At 70.3% G+C, this 17,132-nt stretch carries 12 protein-coding genes; 8 read left to right on the forward strand and 4 right to left on the reverse strand.

Features of this window, described 5'->3' with window-relative positions; all coding sequences use genetic code 11:
- The first annotated feature begins 69 nt into the window (after window positions 1-69).
- Window positions 70-966, forward strand: a complete 897-nt coding sequence (locus DMP23_RS17980; RefSeq protein WP_337821790.1) for a LysR family transcriptional regulator — start codon at window positions 70-72, stop codon at window positions 964-966.
- A 19-nt stretch (window positions 967-985) separates the two neighbouring features.
- Here the strand turns inward: DMP23_RS17980 and DMP23_RS17985 are convergent, their stop codons facing one another.
- Window positions 986-6,439, reverse strand: a complete 5,454-nt coding sequence (locus tag DMP23_RS17985) for an RHS repeat-associated core domain-containing protein (RefSeq protein WP_337821791.1) — start codon at window positions 6,437-6,439, stop codon at window positions 986-988.
- 507 nt (window positions 6,440-6,946) lie between these two features.
- On the reverse strand, window positions 6,947-7,837 hold the full coding sequence (locus tag DMP23_RS17990; protein WP_051171934.1) for a glycoside hydrolase family 16 protein: 891 nt from the start codon (window positions 7,835-7,837) through the stop codon (window positions 6,947-6,949).
- 219 nt (window positions 7,838-8,056) lie between these two features.
- Between DMP23_RS17990 and DMP23_RS17995 the strand changes: the two genes are divergently transcribed.
- Both DMP23_RS17995 and DMP23_RS18000 read left to right on the forward strand, forming a co-directional pair.
- On the forward strand, window positions 8,057-8,887 hold the full coding sequence (locus DMP23_RS17995; protein ID WP_337821792.1) for a helix-turn-helix transcriptional regulator: 831 nt from the start codon (window positions 8,057-8,059) through the stop codon (window positions 8,885-8,887).
- Between the two features lie 41 nt (window positions 8,888-8,928).
- Window positions 8,929-9,783, forward strand: a complete 855-nt coding sequence (locus tag DMP23_RS18000; protein WP_337821793.1) for an oxidoreductase — start codon at window positions 8,929-8,931, stop codon at window positions 9,781-9,783.
- A gap of 5 nt (window positions 9,784-9,788) precedes the next feature.
- Here the strand turns inward: DMP23_RS18000 and DMP23_RS18005 are convergent, their stop codons facing one another.
- On the reverse strand, window positions 9,789-10,991 hold the full coding sequence (locus DMP23_RS18005; RefSeq protein WP_337821794.1) for an IS110 family transposase: 1,203 nt from the start codon (window positions 10,989-10,991) through the stop codon (window positions 9,789-9,791).
- Between the two features lie 206 nt (window positions 10,992-11,197).
- On the opposite strand from DMP23_RS18005, the gene DMP23_RS18010 reads away from it, so the two are divergent.
- The 3 genes from DMP23_RS18010 to DMP23_RS18020 are packed head-to-tail and all read left to right on the forward strand — an operon-like array spanning window position 11,198 to window position 13,466.
- The gene (locus DMP23_RS18010; RefSeq protein ID WP_037806440.1) at window positions 11,198-11,908 is read left to right on the forward strand and encodes an SDR family oxidoreductase; all 711 of its coding nucleotides are present in this window, start codon (window positions 11,198-11,200) and stop codon (window positions 11,906-11,908) included.
- Window positions 11,909-11,922: 14 nt separating this feature from the next.
- Window positions 11,923-12,261 (forward strand): YciI family protein, encoded by a 339-nt coding sequence (locus tag DMP23_RS18015; RefSeq protein ID WP_043830390.1) that lies wholly within the window; start codon window positions 11,923-11,925, stop codon window positions 12,259-12,261.
- The gene (locus DMP23_RS18020; protein WP_337821795.1) at window positions 12,258-13,466 is read left to right on the forward strand and encodes an RNA polymerase sigma factor; all 1,209 of its coding nucleotides are present in this window, start codon (window positions 12,258-12,260) and stop codon (window positions 13,464-13,466) included. Before DMP23_RS18015 ends, DMP23_RS18020 begins: the two co-directional genes overlap by 4 nt.
- Here the strand turns inward: DMP23_RS18020 and DMP23_RS18025 are convergent.
- A complete protein-coding gene (locus DMP23_RS18025) occupies window positions 13,444-14,046 on the reverse strand; it encodes a TetR/AcrR family transcriptional regulator (protein WP_275291069.1) in 603 nt (200 codons plus the stop codon). The two genes, DMP23_RS18020 and DMP23_RS18025, sit on opposite strands and share 23 nt — an antisense overlap.
- Before the next feature lie 91 nt (window positions 14,047-14,137).
- Between DMP23_RS18025 and DMP23_RS18030 the strand changes: the two genes are divergently transcribed.
- Both DMP23_RS18030 and DMP23_RS18035 read left to right on the forward strand, forming a co-directional pair.
- The gene (locus DMP23_RS18030; protein WP_337821796.1) at window positions 14,138-15,589 is read left to right on the forward strand and encodes an amidase; all 1,452 of its coding nucleotides are present in this window, start codon (window positions 14,138-14,140) and stop codon (window positions 15,587-15,589) included.
- A 101-nt stretch (window positions 15,590-15,690) separates the two neighbouring features.
- Window positions 15,691-16,767 carry a GDSL-type esterase/lipase family protein gene (locus tag DMP23_RS18035; protein ID WP_051728554.1) on the forward strand — a complete coding sequence of 359 codons (1,077 nt, stop codon included), beginning with the start codon at window positions 15,691-15,693 and terminating at the stop codon, window positions 16,765-16,767.
- Window positions 16,768-17,132: the final 365 nt, after the last annotated feature.

Here is a 17,132-nt window from a genome sequence, read left to right on the forward strand (position 1 = left end):
CTCCGATCGTGGCGTGTGCCTGCCGGGGTCCGCCAACACCGGTTCGCTGGCGGGCTACAGTCTCAGCCTGTGACCCCTGAGCTGCGGCAGCTGCGCTACTTCGTCGCCGTCGCCGAGACGACGAGCTTCACGCGTGCGGCCGCGGCTCTGCACATCGCGCAGCAGTCGCTGTCGCAGCAGATTTCCGTGCTGGAACGCCAGCTCGGCGCGCAGCTCTTCGACCGCGACGCCCGCGGCACCCGGCTCACCCCGGTCGGCGAACTTTTCCTGCCCGAAGCGCGCGCGGTGCTCGCCCGTGCCGACGCCGCGGTGGCGACGGTCGCTCGCGCGGTCCGCGGCGAGATCGGCGCGCTGCGGCTGGCTTTCCTTGCCAGTACGGCGAATTACCTGCTCCCGTCGGTCGTGCGCGCGGTGCGGGAGCAGCTCCCAGAGCTGACCGTCACGACCGCGGAAGTCTCGATCGCGGAGCTCGTCGACGGGGTCCGCGACGGCCGCTTCGACGCAGGTTTCACCCGTCCGCCGCTGGTCGACGACCTAGCGACGCACGTCCTGCTGACCGAGCAGGTCTGCGCCGTCCTGCCCTCGGGCCATCGACTGGCCGACCGTCCGACGCTGCGCCTGGCCGACCTCGCGGAAGAGCCGTGGGTGCTGACGCCGCGCGCGTCGTGGGATCCCTGGCACCGCAAGTACGACGCCGATTTCGCCGCGGCCGGGTTCACTCCGGACGTCGTGCAGCGCACCGCGACCGTGCAGGGCCTGCTGGGGCTGGTCGCGGCCGGGGTCGGCGTGACGCGGCTGGCGGGCTCAGCTCACAGCCTGCGCCGCACCGGGGTGGTGTTCGTGCCGCTGGAGGGCGAAACCGCGCACACGGTCGTGGTGTGGCGCGCGGACGGCCCGCGCCCGGCCGCGCTGCTGGACGTGGCGACCCGGCTGGCCGAGACGACGGATCTTTCCGGCGCGGGCTGATCCCGCGCCGGAAAACGCGTCAGCTCCTGCCCTCGCTCCGGTCCAGGTCCAGGGTCCGCATCCGCTGCGCGATCGCCCTTTCCTCCATTTCCTTCATCTCCGCGCGCTTCTCGGCGGAAATGGGTGTCTCGCCGTCGTATTTGCGCAGCTCCGGCGGGTCGTAATCGCCGTTCTGCCACCGCTGCCACGTCGGGTCGTTCTTGTCCTTCGGGGCCTGGAATCCCCATTTGTCGAGCAGTTCGTCGGCGGTTCCCTGGGGGTACTGGCCGGTCTGGCGCTGTTCGTAGGCCAGATGCGCCTCGGCCCGGCCGCCCGCGGTGAGCGGGTCGGTGCGGGCGAAGGACTCCCCGTTCTTGACCATGTCGTCGTACTCCTTGGTACCCGGAGCGGGGTTGTACGGCATGCCCTTGCCGGTGCCGTACATCTCGTCGACCATGTGCTGGTAGGAGTCCTTCGACCCGCGCAGGTACTTCTGCTCCTCGTCGAAGTCGCTGAGGTCCTTTTTGAGCTTGGCGTCGTTGCCGTTTTCGATTTCGCTGCGGTGCTCAGTGAGGTAGTCGCGGCGTTCCTGTTCGGCCTTCGCGTCCTCGGCCCGCTGTTTGTAGGCGGCGGCCGAATCCTCCCGTTGCTTGTCGGTGTTCTCGATCCGGTGCCGCACTTCCGAACCGTCCGGGTAATGCTCGCCGGGGACCGGTTTGGTTTTGTTCCCGTAGGTGTGGATGCCGTGTTTCGGGTCGTGGAAATCCGGATGGTGGACGTGGTTCGGGTCGTCGCCGTGGTAGACCTTTTCCTGCGGGCTCAGATAGGTGTTGTGCGGCTGGCGGCCCGGCACCTGATAGGTCGGCCGGGTGTACTTGCCGTCCATGTGCGCGTAGCCCATCTGGTTGAGCTGCAGCAGATCTGACGTGTCCTTGCGCTCGTAGGCCCGCCGCTGCGCGTAGGCGTAGCTCAATTGGTGTTCGTCGTGCGCTTTCCCGCTGGTGAAACCGGAGGTGTGCATCCGGTTGCCGCTCCCGGTGCCTGGGTGCTTCCGGTGCAGGTCGTGGGTTTCGGTGTAGCTGTAGGCCGCGTGCTCGAGGTCCGTTTCGTCGGAACGCTTCCGCGGCAGGCCGCTGCCGTTGTCCGCGGCGGCCTGGTGGACGCCGACGTGCTCGTGCTGGTTGGTCCGGTGCCCGTCGAACTGGTAGCCGTGGTTCTTCCCCACGCGGGCCGCCTCGGGATTGCGGTCGCCGTAGGTGCCGGGCGGATTCGACGGTTCGGTGGACGCCTTCTTGGCCGGGGGCGCGTCGGGCGTGGCGTCGTCGTCGCGTTTGCGCTTGTTGCCGGCCTGCTGTTCCTCCATTTCCTTCAGCTTCTTCGGGCACGGCCCGGTCGGCAGCGGGTTGAGGCCGAGCGGGTCGATCATCGCGGTCGGGTTGTCCACGTAGGCCTGCGAGTCCGGGGACGGGGTGAGGCCGAGCGGGTCGTGCGAGAGGTAGCGGCCGGTTTCCGGGTCGTAGTAGCGGTGCATGTTGTAGTGCAGCCCGGTTTCCGGGTCGTAGTACTGGCCGGGGAAACGCAGCGGGGTGCGCGCGTTCCCGCCTTCGGACACGACCGCGCCCCACAGCGAGGTGCGCTGGTGCCCGGCGAGCGCGCCGGCGCTGTCGACCAGTTCGGCGGGCGCGCCGACCAGGTCGGTGACGATGGCGTGGAAGCGTTCGTCGACGCGTTCGCCGAGCTTCCGCTCGGTCTGCGCGAGCACTCGGTCGGAGTCGGGCAGCCAGTCCCACACGGTCGCGACCTGCGGGCGGCCGGGCGCGCTGTGCACCTGCTCGGCGGGCCGGTAGTGGTCCCAGGCGAATTCGATCTGCTCGGCCACCGCGCCCGCCGGGTCGAGGCGCTGCTTGGCGACGCGCCTGCCGAGCGCGTCGTAGCGGTAGCGCCAGACCGTGCCGTCCGGGGTGCGCACGCCGGTCAGCCTGCTCGCCGAGTTCCACTGGTATTCCCACCGCTGCCCGCGGCATTCCCGCGTCACGACGCGGCCCTCGGCGTCGTGGGTGTAGCGGGTTTCGCCGGCGGACTCGATGAGCGTGCCGCGGTAGGTGCGGGGGCCCGCCGCGGCCGGGTCGCCCGGCCAGCCGGCCTCGGCGACCGCGCCAGCCGCGTCGTAGCGGTAGCTCTCCTGCCATTTCGGGCCGCGGACCGCGGTGACCCGTCCGCCCGCGCCGACCTCGAACGCGCGCGGCCCGGACAGCAGGTCTCCGGTCGTGTACAGGTTTCCGTCGGGCAGGTAGCGGTAGTCGCGCTGCTGCACGGTGGCCGCGCCGCGCAGCACGGTCTGCCCGCGCAGCCGCCCGGTCGAGGTCCAGTCCTGCCGCAGCTCCGCCACCGGCGCGGTCCCGGCGAAGAGGCGGCGCACCGTTTCCTGTCCGGCGGCGTCGTATTCGAACCGCAGGGTGCGGCCCGCGGTGGTGACCGCGGTCGGGCGGTCCGCGGAGTCGTAGCCGAACGACGATTCCGCGCCGGTGGGCGTGCGGCGGCCGACCCGCCTGCCGAGCGCGTCGAATTCCGACCGCACGACGCGGCCGTTGATCGACTCGGACACGAGCTGTCCGAGCGCGTCGTACTCGAAGCGGACCTCGGTCTCGCCGTTGCGCGCCAGGACCATCCGGCCGTCGTGGTCGTAGGCGAATTCGGCCACGTCGTCGGCGGCGGTGCGCCGCACGAGCCGGCCGAGCGCATCGTACTCGATGTCGATCGCCTGCCCGGCCGCGTTGACCCGGCGCACGAGCCGGCCCGCCGCGTCGTAGCCGTAGCGCAGGACCCGGCCGTTGTAGTCGGTTTCCGCCACGACCCGGCCCGCCTGGTCGTACTCGTAGCGCCAGACCAGGCCGCGTTCGTTCGTCACCGTGGTCAGCCGCAGTTCGGTGTCGTAGCCGAACCTCCGGACGCCGCCGTCGGGGTCCTGCGCGGACAGCGGCAGGCCGAACGCGCCGTACTCGACGCGGTGCACGCCGCCGCGCGGGTCGACCGACTCCTCGACGTTGCCCGCGGCTTTGAAGCCGAACTTGCTGACCGTGCCGTCGGCGTTGCGCTGCTGCACCAGGTTGCCCGCCGCGTCGCGCACCCGTTCCACGGACGCGCCGGTCGGACCGGTGATCGAGGTGATCGCGCCAAGCGCGTCGTAGGAGTAGCGGGTCACCGCGCCGTCGGGGGCGGTGATCTTCGTGGGCAGGCCGGCCGCGTCGGACTCGAACCGGGTGATGCCGCCGAGGGCGTCGGTCCGCGTCGCGATCGCGCCGGTGTCCGGGTGGTAGGTGTAGGCGGTGACCCCGCCCGCCGGGTCGGTTTCCTTGACCAGGCTGCCTTGTTCGTCGTACTCGTAGCGCCAGACGTCACCCGCGGGACCGGTGGTAGAGACCCGCAGGCCCCGCTCGTCGTATTCGTTGACCAGCCGGGAGCCGTCCGGACGGGTCACCGCGGCGACATTGCCGACCTCGTCGAACTCCCAGCGGGTGACGTGGCCGAGCGCGTCGGTCCTGGCGACGACCCGGCCGAACTCGTCGTACTCGGTGGTCGAGGTGTTGCCGAGCGGGTCGGTTTCGGCGACGACCTTCAGCTGCTCGTTGAGCTGGTAGCGGGTGACCGCGCCGAGCGAGTCGGTGACCGTGGTGACGAGGTTTTCGTAGGACAGTTCGGTGTCGAGGTAGCCGCCGTCGCCCTGGGCGCGCACGCATCGGCCGTCGCTGTCGTAGTGGTAGCTGTACCAGCGGCCGTTGACGTCGTCCCAGCGCACCATCCGGCCGTCGGCGTCGTAGCGGAACTTGTGCGAGGTGCCGACCGCGTCGACCACCTCGGTCAGCCGCCGCGCGGAGTCGTAGCGGTACTCCCGCACCGCCACCGGCGCGTCCGGCACGCGCAGCGCGGTGACCAGGCCGTCCGCCGATTCGACCGTCACGCGGTAGCCGCCGGAGTGCTCCATGGCGACCGGCACGCCGTCCTCGTAGCGGAAGTCGATCCGGTTGCCCGAACTGTCGGCCAGGGCGTGCAGCCGCAGGACGCGGTCGCCGGGTTCGCCGGTGAAGTGGCGGATGACGCTGCTCTGCGGGTCGCCGACGATGAACCCGGTGGTCACCCGGCGCAGCGCGAGGTAAGGCCCGTCGTCGGTGGCGACGGCCTCGATGCCTTGCGGGAAGGGGAAGCGCACGAGCACGCCGTTCGGGGCGGCGTAGTGCAGGCCGTCGTCGCCGACCTCCAGGCGTTCGTCCAGCGTCGAGGACCAGGTGGGGCCGAAGAATCCGCCGGAGCGGTAGGTCGAGCGGTGGGTGCGCTCCACGGTCAGCGGCAGCACGCCGGGCAGGTTCAGGTCTTCCTGGACCAGGTACACCGCGCCGGTGGCGACGTCGATCGGGTCGCCGCAGCCCTTGATCTCGTTGGGGTCCGTGTGGTGTTCGGCCGGGTTCTGGCTCTGGTTGCCCCTGGGCTGCTGCGTCGAGGAGGGGTGCACCTCGTTGCCGCCGGACTCGTGCGACCCGCCACCGCCTTGGCCGCCTTCATGCCCGCCGCCCTGGCCGCCGCCTTCCGAGCCGCTGGTGTGGGTGTTGCCGGTGCTGCCTTGGTGTCCTCCGCCGCCTCCGGCTCCGGACGTGTGCGTGCTGTCGTCGCCGCCGGGATGCGACCGGGTGCCGCCGCCCTCGGATTTGACGTTGATGTCCTTGGGCTTCGGCGCCGGGGCGTTCTTGCCGCCCTTGAGCCCCTTCAGCGCCTTGCCCGCGTCCTCGAACAGCGTCCCGGCCTTCTTCAGCAGCGGGATGAGCGCCTTGAGAGCCTTGACCAGCTTGGTGGTGATCTGGGTGATCCGGGACGCGGTCTTCGCGGCGGCCGCGGCGACCTGCGGGCCGACCCAGGCCATCCCGATCCCCGCGGTGAGCAGGACCTGCAGCGCCCACGAGATGAGGTGCCCGACGAGGTCGGCGATGGTGTCGCGGACCAGCGACCGCACCGCCGCGACGACCTCGCCCGCGGTCTTGACCCCGCTCGCCGCGCCCTCGGACCCTTTCTGGGCGCTGGCGATCAGGGCGGAGGTGTCCTCGGCCCGCTTGCGGTAGCTGTCGGCGGCGTCGCCCTGCCAGCTCTCGAGGTCTTTCTTGACCAGCTCGCCGAGTTCGGCGGAGACGCCTTCGAGTTCCTTGGCGACGTTGGTCCAGGTCTGGGCTTGGGAACTGATCTGGTCGGCGTTGCCGGTGAGCGCGTCGAGAGCTTCCTTGAGCGGGCCGACGTGCTCCATCAGCCAGCCGACGCCCGCGGCGAAGATCGCGCCGAACGGGTCCATGACCGCGGTGAGCACGTCGATCGCGGTGCCGACGGCCCCGATCGCGACCGCGGCCCAGTTCTTGCTCTCGATCGCCTCCTTGAGCCCGGTGGCGTCCTCCAGCAACGGGACCCCGGCCACCGCCGAGGTCTCCTTCACCGGCGCGACCAATGGATTGCTCACTTCGTTCCCCTCTTCCCGCTGCTGCGGTGATCACGGTACCTATCCGGCCCCACAACGGCGCGCGGCACGCGGCGGCCTGGCCGGGAGGGCAAGAGCGGTAGTCCGGAGAGGCACTGAGCACGGGCTTCTCCGGGATACTTGTGCCGTGACGCACACCGAGTGGCTGGTCGAGCGGGCGCAGGATTTCGATTCACCGAACCCGCGGCACCCTGCCTGCAGCAGCGGGGAACGCAGGCATACCTGACCGACAACCTCTTCGGGTCGCGGCCGCACCGCCGCCCTGACTCCTGGCTGAAGGACCGCGAGTCGCGGATCTACCGCTGGACAGCGCTGACCGACCTGCCGACCGACTTCAGCGAGGACGTCGTCTTCTTCGCCGAAGTCGGTCGGCGCGACGGCGGCCGACCGCTGCGGATGGTCGCGGACGAGCTGATGGAGCACGACAGGGGTCGGTGGTTCGCCCGCTCGACGAGTCGGTCCAGGTGTTCACCGATCCGTGGCCGAAAATCAGCTTTCGCTGACCTTCACCGAGAACGCGTCGATGCTCATCCCCGCCCCCGGCGTGATGTCCGCTCCCGGGCTGGTGCATCCGCACACCTTGTTCGGATAGGACCCGCCGATCGCCACGTCGAAGATCGCGAAGAACCCGTGGTCCACCGCGGCCTTCCAGGTGGCGTCGGACACCTGGTTCTGCTTCACCGCGAAAGTTTCCTTGCCGTCCAAGGAAAACCGCAGTTCCTCCGCGGCCGCGTCCCGGCGGTCCACCACCACCGAATACGTGTGGTACCCGGTCTTGCAGCCGGCGCAGTCCTGCAGGTCGCTGCTGATCCCGTCCGGGTCGTGGCACTCCCCCGCCCACTGTCCACAGTGGAACGTGCTGGAATGCTTGTCCAGCGCGTTCACGTTCTCCATGATGTCCAGTTCGCCGATGCTGGGCCAGTTCGTCGCGCCGACCGGCCGTGCGTCCGCGCCCATCGCCCAGAACGCGGGCCAGTAGCCGAGACCGTGCTCCGGATTCGGCTGCTGGATCGTCGCGCTCATTTCCATCTGCCCGCCCGCCGGCGCGCCGAAGTCGGTGCGCTGGGTTTCGATCCGGCCGGACGTCCACGCGCCGTTCGCGTCGCGCAGCGGCTTGATCACCAGGTGCCCGGCTCCGTCGTGGTAGACGTTGTCGGTCGAGTCGGTGGACGTTTCGATCTCGCCGGTGCCCCAGTTCGCGGCGCCGCCGGGGTAGCCGGTTCCCTTGTCGTAGAGCCAGTTCTGCGGGTCGAGACCGGTGCCTGCCGGGCCGTCGAAGGTGTCCTCGAACACCGTGGTCCAGGTTTCGGCTGCCTGCGCGGGCGCGGCGGCCATCGACACGGCGGCGACGGCGGCCAGGATCAGCGGGGTTCGGCGCATGGGTTCGCCTTTCCGGTGGAGGGGGTGGTCTCAGCAGGCTCCGCTCGCGCCGTTGACCAGTCAAAACAGTCTGCCTGCCGGTTCCGCGGCGGCGGTGCGCGCGGGCAGAGCGCAGCCGGAAAGGTTTGAACCACTGCGCCGAGGGGTACCGCACAGGGTGGGAGAACCACACCCCCTTTCCGTGCCCCGCGGTCGCCGCGCGCGATCTAGCCTGGGTGCATGAGCGACAGCAACCTCCTCGGCGAGTTCCTGCGGGCCCGGCGCGGCACCACCGTCCCGGCGGACGCGGATCTGCTCGCCGACACCCGGCGCCGGGTCAGCGGCCTGCGCCGGGAGGAGGTCGCGCAGCTGGCCGGGGTGAGCACCGATTACTACGTGCGGCTCGAGCAGGGCCGCGAGCGCACCCCGTCCGCGCAGGTCGTCGACGCGCTCGGCCGGGCGCTGCAACTCGACGACGAGGCGCTCGCCCACCTGCATTCGCTGGCCCGGCCGAAGCGGCCTAAGCGACGGCCCGCCAAGGAACGCGTCAGTCCGCGGCTGGTGCAGCTGATGGACGCGTGGCCGCAGACTCCCGCAGTCGTGCTCGGGCGGTGCATGACCGTGCTCGCGTCGAATCTGCTCGGCGAAGCGCTGTTCGCCGGCCACGAGCACAGCGGCGACCTGCTGCGGCTCGCGTTCCTCGACCCCGACGCCCGCGATTTCTACCCGGATTGGGAGCGGGTCGCGGTGAACACGGTCGGCGGACTGCGGTCGGCGGCGGGCACCGATCTGGACGATCCGCTCTTGATCGCGGCGGTCGGCGAGCTGTCGCTCAAGAGCGCCGATTTCCGCCGGTTGTGGGCGCGCCACGAGCTCCGGCAGAAAACGCACGAATCGAAACGGTTCCGGCATCCGCTGGTCGGAATGCTCACCCTGCACTACGAATCGATGACCGTGAACAGCGCTCCCGGCCAGCAACTCGTGGTGTACCAAGCGGATCCGGGCAGTCCGTCGGAGGCCGCACTGGGACTGCTCGGCAGCCTCGCCGCCGGGGACCGCCCGCACCGCTGACGCATTTTCCGCAATTACCGAATTCCTTCAGGGGCAGAGCCATGTCTGAAAACAATGCACCCGTCTGGTTGATCACCGGGTGTTCCACCGGCCTCGGCCGCGCACTCGCGACCGCCGTTCTCGAACGCGGCCTGCGCGCGGTCGTCACGGCCCGCGATCCCGAACGCGTCGCGGACCTCGTCGCCGCGCATCCCGGACGTGCGCTGGCGGTCGCGCTCGACGTGACCGACCCGCAGCAGATCACCGAAGCGGTCGCCGAGGCACACCGTGTCTTCGGCCAGATCGACGTCCTCGTCAACAACGCCGGCTACGGCTACCTCGCCGCCGTCGAAGAGGGCGAAGACGCCGAGATCCGCGCGTTGTTCGAGGCGAACGTATTCGGCCTGATGGCGCTCACCCGCGCCGTCCTGCCCGGAATGCGGGCCCGCCGCAGCGGGCGCATCGTCTCGGTCTCGTCGCTCGGCGGACTGGCCGCCTTCGGCGCGACCGGTTACTACCACGCGACCAAGTTCGCCGTCGAAGGCTTCAGCGAATCGCTCGCCGCGGAGGTCGGTCCGCTCGGCATCGGCGTCACGATCGTCGAACCGGCCGCGTTCCGCACCAACTGGTCGGGCCCGTCCATGCGGGAATCCGCGATCCGCATCGACGACTACGCCGGCACCGCGGGCGCCCGCCGCACCTCGACGCTCGCCACCTACGGCAAGCAGCCGGGCGACCCGGACCGCGCCGCGACGGCGGTCATCGACGCGGTCGCCTCCGCCGAACCGCCGCTGCGCCTGCTGCTCGGCCAAGCCGCCTACGACATCGCCACCGCGCGCCTCGACACCCTCCGCAAGACGTTCGACGACTGGCGCGACGTCACCTTGTCCGCCGACTTCCCGAAGGAGTCTCAATGAGTTTGTCAAGCCGACTGCGTGACGGGCTGGGCGGGGGTGAACACCCTGTTGTCGCGCAGCAGTGCCCACAATACGTCGACCCGGCGGCGGGCGAGTGCGATGACGGCTTGGACGTGTTTGAGTCCTTGTCCTCGTTTTTTGAGGTAGAAGTCGCGGTTGGGACCGTCGCGGATGATGCTGGATTGTGCGGACAGGTAGAACACCCGGCGCAGTCGGCGGCTGTAGCGCTTGGGACGGTGCAGGTTTCCGGTGCGGCGGCCCGAATCCCGCGGCACCGGCACCAAACCAGCGGCCGAGGCCAGGCGCCCCGCGTCGGCGTAGGCGGCCAGGTCGCCCGCGGCCACGACCAGCTCCGCCCCGAGGATCGGGCCGATGCCGGGCATCGACTCGATGATCTCCGCCTGCGGGTGCGCGCGGAACGTATCGCGGATCTGGGTCTCGATCGCGGTGAGCCGGTCGTCCAGGGCGAGGATCTGGCGGGCCAGCTCGGCCACGATCGTCGCGGCGACGTGCTCCCCGGGCAGGGTCGTGTGCTGGGATCGAGCAGCGGACAGCGCGGTCACGGCGACAGCCTCGCCGCCGCGGACCTTGCGGTTGACCAGCCAGGCCGTCAGCCGGGTCTGGCCGATCCGGCGGATCGCGGCCGGGGTCTGATAGCCGGTCAGCAACACCAGGGCGCCTTTGTGCGCGGAGTAGTCGAACGCGCGTTCCAAGGCGGGGCTGACGCCGGTGAGCACATCACGCAACCGGTTGATCAACCGGACCCGGTCGGCGACCAGATCGCTGCGGTGCGCGGTGAGCAGGGCCAGGTCGGCGGCGAGTTGCGCGGGCACGTCGATCATCGCGAAATCCTTGCGGACACGGGACGTTTCAGCGATCACGTAGGCGTCGCGCGCGTCGGTTTTCGCTTCGCCCCGGTAGGCGCCGGTCATCCGGTTGACGGTGCGGCCGGGCACGTAGACGGCCTGTTGGCCGTGGGCGGCAAGCAAGGCCAGCAACAGCGCGGAGGCGGTGCCGGCGATGTCGATCGCCCAGGACACCTGCCCGGCCAGGCCGAGGATGTCGGCCAGGGCGTCGAGGATCGCCGCCTCGTCGTTGACGATCTTGCGCGACCACAGCGTGGTCCCGGTGTCGTCGACCACTGCCGCCCAGTGGTGGGCCTTGCCCGCGTCGATCCCTGCCCAGGCACGGGTGCGTTGCTCGTTCAAACACGTCTCCTCGAACTGCTCGATCGACCATCGGCCCGAGGAACACCCCGCCGTCGTCTCCGTAAACAGCGATCAGCACGCGCATCTCAATCAGCAGCCAGGGTGCCCCGGAGAGCCGGACGGCCACTCCTTCGCAGCCACCAAGGGCAAGACCGCATCAGCCACATCCGGCCCTCCCGGACCGCCCAACAACTTACGGAATCCGCATGAGCAAGACTGTCCTGATCACCGGTGCCAGCAGCGGAATCGGCGAGGCCACCGCCCGCAGGCTCGCCGCGGACGGCTGGCGCGTGATCGCCGGTGCGCGCCGCGAAGACCGGCTCGCACGACTCGCCGCCAGCGCGGACGGCATCGAGGTCCACCGTCTCGACGTGACCGACCGGGCCGACGTCGCCGAGTTCGTCGACCGCGCGGTGCGCGACCACGGCGAGATCGACGCGTTCGTCGCGAACGCCGGGGTGATGCCGTTGTCCCGGCTGGACGCCGGACTTGTCGAGGAATGGGACCGGATGATCGACGTCAACGTCCGGGGCCTGCTGCACAGCATCGCCGCGGCATTGCCGCACTTCACCCGCCAGCGCCGCGGCCACTTCGTCACCATCGCGTCGATCGGCGCGTACCAGGTCACGCCGACCGCCGCGGTGTACTGCGGCACGAAATACGCGGCGCGGGCGATCACCGAGGGCCTGCGGCTGGAATGCGACCCGTCGATCCGCGTCACCACGGTCTCCCCCGGCGTCGTGACCTCGGAGCTGGCGGACACGATCAGCGACCCGGAAACGCAGGAGTTCATGCGGATCTACCGCAAGGACGCCATCGACCCGAAAGCGATCGGCGACGCCATCGCCTACGCTCTCGACCAGCCGGCCGACGTGGACGTCAGCGAGATGATCGTGCGGCCGGCCCGGCAACGCTGAGCCGAGGAGGAGCCGTGCCGCAGTACCTGCTCGGGATCTGCCAACCCGACGGCGGAACCCCGGATCCCGAGGTGCTGGCGGACATCGCGGCGCGCCTCGAAGCGGTCACCGACGAGATGAAGACGAAAGGAGTCTGGGTGTTCTCGGGCGGGCTGCGTCCGGCGGCAGCCGCGAAGGTGGTCCGGGCGTCCGGCGGCGACGTCCTGTGCACCGACGGCCCGTTCGCCGAAGGCAAGGAACACCTCGGCGGCTTCACCGTCGTGACCGCGCCCGGCCCGGAGGCCGCGACCGAGTGGGCGCGGCGGATCTCGGAGATCACCACGCTGCCGGTGGAAGTCCGGGAGTTCCAGTGATCCCGGCGGCCGTGCTCGAGCGGGTCTTCCGCGCCGAGCACGGCCGCGCGGTCGCCGTGCTGGCCCGGGTCTTCGGCGACCTGGACCTCGCCGAGGACGCCGTCCAGGAGGCCTGCGCGATCGCCACGGTGAAATGGCGCGCGGAAGGCCTCCCGCCGAGTCCCGCCGGCTGGCTCGTCACCACCGCCCGCAACCGCGGCATCGACCGCCTCCGCCGCGAATCCACCCGCGCCGACCGCCACGCGCAGGCCGCGCTCCTGCACGCGAGCGAACCGTTCGACGAGGGCGCGGTGCCCGACGAACGGCTGCGGCTGATCTTCACCTGCTGCCACCCCGCCCTCGGCTCCGCCGCCCGGGTCGCCCTCACCCTGCGTCTGCTGGGCGGCCTCACCACCGCGGAGATCGCGCACGCGTTCCTGGTCCCGGAACCGACGCTGGCACAACGGCTTGTGCGCGCGAAAGCGAAAATCCGCGCCGCCCGAATCCCCTACCGCGTACCCGACGCGGCCGACCTCCCGGCCCGGCTCGACGCCGTCCTCGCCGTGCTCTACCTGATCTTCACCGAAGGCCACACCGCCAGCAGCGGCACCGACCTCACCCGCCCGGACCTGGCGTCCGAAGCGATCCGCCTGACCCGGGTCCTGGCCGCCCTGCTGCCCGGCGAACCCGAGGTGCTGGGCCTGCTCGCGTTGCAACTGCTCACCGAATCACGCCGCGCGGCCCGGGTCGACGCCGACGGAATCCCCGTGCTGCTGCCTGAGCAGGACCGCGCTCGCTGGGACTGGACGCTGATCGCCGAAGGCCAGGACCTCGTCCGCCGCTGCCTGCGGCTCGACCGCCCGGGCCCGTACCAGATCCAGGCCGCGATCAACGCCGTGCACAGCGACGGCACCGACTGGGTGCAGATCCTCGCCCTCTACGACCAGCTGCTCGCCCTGACGCCGACCCCCGTCGTCGCGCTGAACCGCGCCGTCGCGGTCGCCGAGGTCGAAGGCCCGGCCGCCGCACTGACCATTGTGGACGGTCTGGACCTCGGCAACCGGCACCTTTTCCACGCCGTCCGAGCCAACCTGCTGGCCCGCCTAGGCCGGACCGGCGAAGCCGTCGAGTCCTACGACGCCGCTCTCCGGCTGGTCTCGAACGAGGCGGAACGCCTTCTGCTGCACCGAAAACGCGCCGCTCTCAGCCCGGCTTCCCGCGACTGATCACGCCCTCGACGATCTTCGTCAGGTGCGCGCCGACGTTCTCGACGCCGCCGTTCTGCACCGCGATCTGCGCCCCCTCCATCGCGAACGTCAGCTCCGCCGCGCCGAGCTCCGGGTCGGGCAGCCCGAGCCCCGCGCACATCGCCCGGAGCCGGCCGAACTGGCGGGTCTTGTGCTCGCTGATCAGCCGCCGCGCGGGATGGTCCGGATCGGGCAGTTCGGCGACCGAGTTCGTGAACGGGCAGCCGCGATGGGAAAAGTCGGGCAGCCCGTCGACGATGAACCGCCCGACCGCGCGGATCTGCTCCGCGTAATCGTCCGGATGCGCCTGTTCGGCCGCGTCGAAGGCGGCCGAGTAGTCGTGCACGACGATCCGCAGCCATTCCGCGATCAGCGCGTCCTTGGTGCCGAAGTGCCGGTAGATCGCCATCTTCGTGGTCCCGGCGCGGTCCGCGATCGCCTGGACCCCGACCCGCACGACGCCCTCGTTGAGGAACAGCTCCTCGGCCGCGTCGAGGATCCGCTCGCGAGGCGGCAAGGTCGCGACCCGCGTCGGCCGCCGGGCGGAGGTGCTCGTCATCGGTTCTTCCCAGGGGGGTTGGCAATCCGGTTCGTCCCGGCTACGGTACACAACCGTCTCCGGTGATACCGATCGGTATCATTCAATACGGATGAGTCTCACGAAGGACGTGCTGGTGAAAATCTCCGAATACACGAGCTGCGACGCGGTCGGCCTGGCAGAGCTGATCGCTCGCGGCGAGGTGACCGCGGCCGAGGTCGCCGACACGGCCGCCCGGGCGGTCGAAGCGGTGAACCCGCAGATCAACGCCGTAGTGGAAACCTGGCCGCCCGAGGACGCCCCCGGCTCCGCACCCTTGGCGGGCGTGCCGTTCCTGATCAAGGACCTCGGCGTCACCATGGCGGGCAAACGCAGCGAACTCGGCAGCCGCCTGGCCGCCGGTGCCGTGTCGCCCGAAGACTCGTTCCTGATGCGCCGCTTCCGCGAAGCCGGTCTGGTGACCATCGGTCGCACCACCACGCCGGAAATGGCCTACAGCACCACCACCGAACCGGAGTTCTACGGCGCGACCCGCAACCCGTGGTCCCCTGACCGAAGCGCGGGCGGCTCCAGCGGCGGTTCCGGCGCGGCGGTCGCCGCCGGAATCGTCCCCCTCGCCCACGCCACCGACGCCGCGGGTTCCATCCGAGTTCCCGCTTCCAGCAACGGATTGTTCGGCCTGAAACCGACCCGCGGCCGGATTTCGCACGGCCCTGGCGCCGACGAGGTGTTCAGCGGCCTGGCCGTGCAAGGCAGCCTGAGCCGGAGCGTCCGCGACAGCGCCGTCCTGCTGGACCTGATCGAAGGCCCCGAACCCGGCGACCCGTACTTCGCCCCGCGCCCCGAGCGCCCCTACGCCGCGGAGGTCGCGACGGATCCAGGCCGCCTCCGGATCGCAGTCCTGCGCCAGCCCTGGGGCGGCCGCCAGCCGACCGAGCCGGTCTCCGCCGCCCTGTCCGCGACGATGCGCCTGCTCGAATCCCTGGGCCACGAAATCGAAGAGACCCAGCTGGCCCTAGGCGTCTCCTGGGAGGAATTCGTCCTCGGCAACGCCCGGATGTGGACCGCGAACCTGGCCCCGTGGATCGACGGCATCGCCGCCGCGACCGGCCGCCCGGTCGACGACACCACCCTGGAACCGGTCACCCTCGCCAGCTACCGCTACGGCCGCCAGGTCACCGCCGACGAGTTCGTCCGCGCCCTGGCGATCCGGAACCAGGTGTCACGAACCTTCGCCCGCCACTTCGCCCGCTACGACCTGCTCCTGTCCCCCACGCTGCCCGAGCCGCCGGTCCCGCTGGGCGTGTACGGCGAAGGCGCAGACAAACTGGACGGCCTCGGCTGGCTGGACCGCCTCCTGGACCGCTCCCCCTACACCGCGGCCGCGAACGTTTCAGGGGTTCCGTCGATGTCCGTCCCGCTGGCCGAGGACGAAGGACTCCCGATCGGCATGCAGTTCACCGCCGCCTTCGGCCGTGAGGACCTGCTGTTCCGCCTGGCCGGACAGCTGGAACAGGCCGCCCCGTGGACCCACCGCAAGCCCCCGATCTGGGCAGGAGAATGAGGTCGTGGGTCCACAGTGGACGCTCGCAGCCCGGTGACCCGCGTCGCACCCCCTGCCGACCCTGACGAGGCCGTCCGGGTTCTCGCTAGACTTGGCGAGCGATGCGACGATTCCGGTGGTGGTGGGGGGCGCTGGTCCTCGCCTGCGTAGCTGTGCTCGTGGGCTTCTTCGTCTTTTTCGGCACCGAGAGCAGGCCAGGACAGCCTTTTCCGCGCCAGGGCCCGCCCGGCCGCGGCCCGCTGACCATCGTGTCGATGGGCGACAGCACCGTGTCGGGCGAAGGCGCCGGCGCCTACAGCCCCGACACCGACGGCAGAAACGGCGACTGGTGCCACCGCTCGTCGGCGGCCTTCGTGCAGAAGGTCCGCATCCCCGGCATCACCGCCCGGGTCAACCTGGCCTGCTCCGGCGCCCCCGCCGCCCAAGTCGCCCTGGGCGACGCCAAACAGTGGGGCGAACGCTCGCAAGCCGCCCAACTGGCCGACGTGGTGAAAGACCACCGGGTAGCCGCGGTGGTCATCGCAGTGGGCGCGAACGACGACCCGAAGTTCTCCGCCCAAGTCAGCGAATGCTTCAAGGCCTGGTTCTCCGCCGACGGCCCGTCCTGCAACGTCGCACTGAAGCAGAGCTGGAAGTCCAAAGTGGACGCGATGGTCCCGAAGGTGGCGAACGCAGTAGGCGACGTGAAAAAGGTATTGGCCAACGCCGGTTACGTCCCCGCGGACTACCAGCTGGTGCTCCAGTCCTACGCCACCCCGGTCGGCCCGGACATCCCAGCAGACCTGCAAAGCCTCAACGGCTGCCCCTTCCGCACCGACGACCTGCAGTGGATTTCGACCACGGGAATCAGCACCCTGTCCGCAGGAATCAAACAAGCAGCCACCCAATCCGGCGCCCGTTTCCTGGATCTGGCCCGAGCAGGCGAAAACCACGAAGCCTGCTCCGGCGGCCCGAACCCGGCCACGGAATGGTTCACCCGCCTGACTTTGCACCTGAACGACCTGACCCAAGTCGACCGGGCGACGCACGCACTGCAGGAATCCTTTCACCCCAACGCCGCCGGACACGCCGCCATCGCCGACTGCCTCACGGACTTCCTCACGACGCAACGAGGAAACGCCTCCTGCCTGGCAGGCCCAGACGGAAAACTCCACGCCATCCCAGAACCCGTGAGCTGACCCTCCCCCACCTGCGTTTGCGTGAGGGCCACCCTCATTGACTCTGATTCCCTCAGGGTTCCCCTCACGACCCTCCGGCGGCGTACGTGAGGGACCCCTTCACGGACCTAGATTCCCTCAAGGAGCCCTTCACGGCCCGCCCGCTCCGCCCGCCAGGAATGCGCCCCAATGCGGCATTGGGTGCGTCAGATGCACCCAATGCGGCGTTCGGTGCGTCCCACGCACCCAATGCCACATTGGGGCGCTAACCCCACCCCAACCGCCGCCCGCCGAACCCAACACAGCCACGCACCCAACCCACGCGCCCGAAACCGCAGCCAATGCATCCAACGAGCGAGGCACCCAGCCCCTCCCCCGCACCCCGA

This window comes from Amycolatopsis sp. A1MSW2902, from assembly GCF_017312175.1.
In the GTDB taxonomy this organism is placed as follows: Bacteria; Actinomycetota; Actinomycetes; order Mycobacteriales; family Pseudonocardiaceae; genus Amycolatopsis; species Amycolatopsis nivea.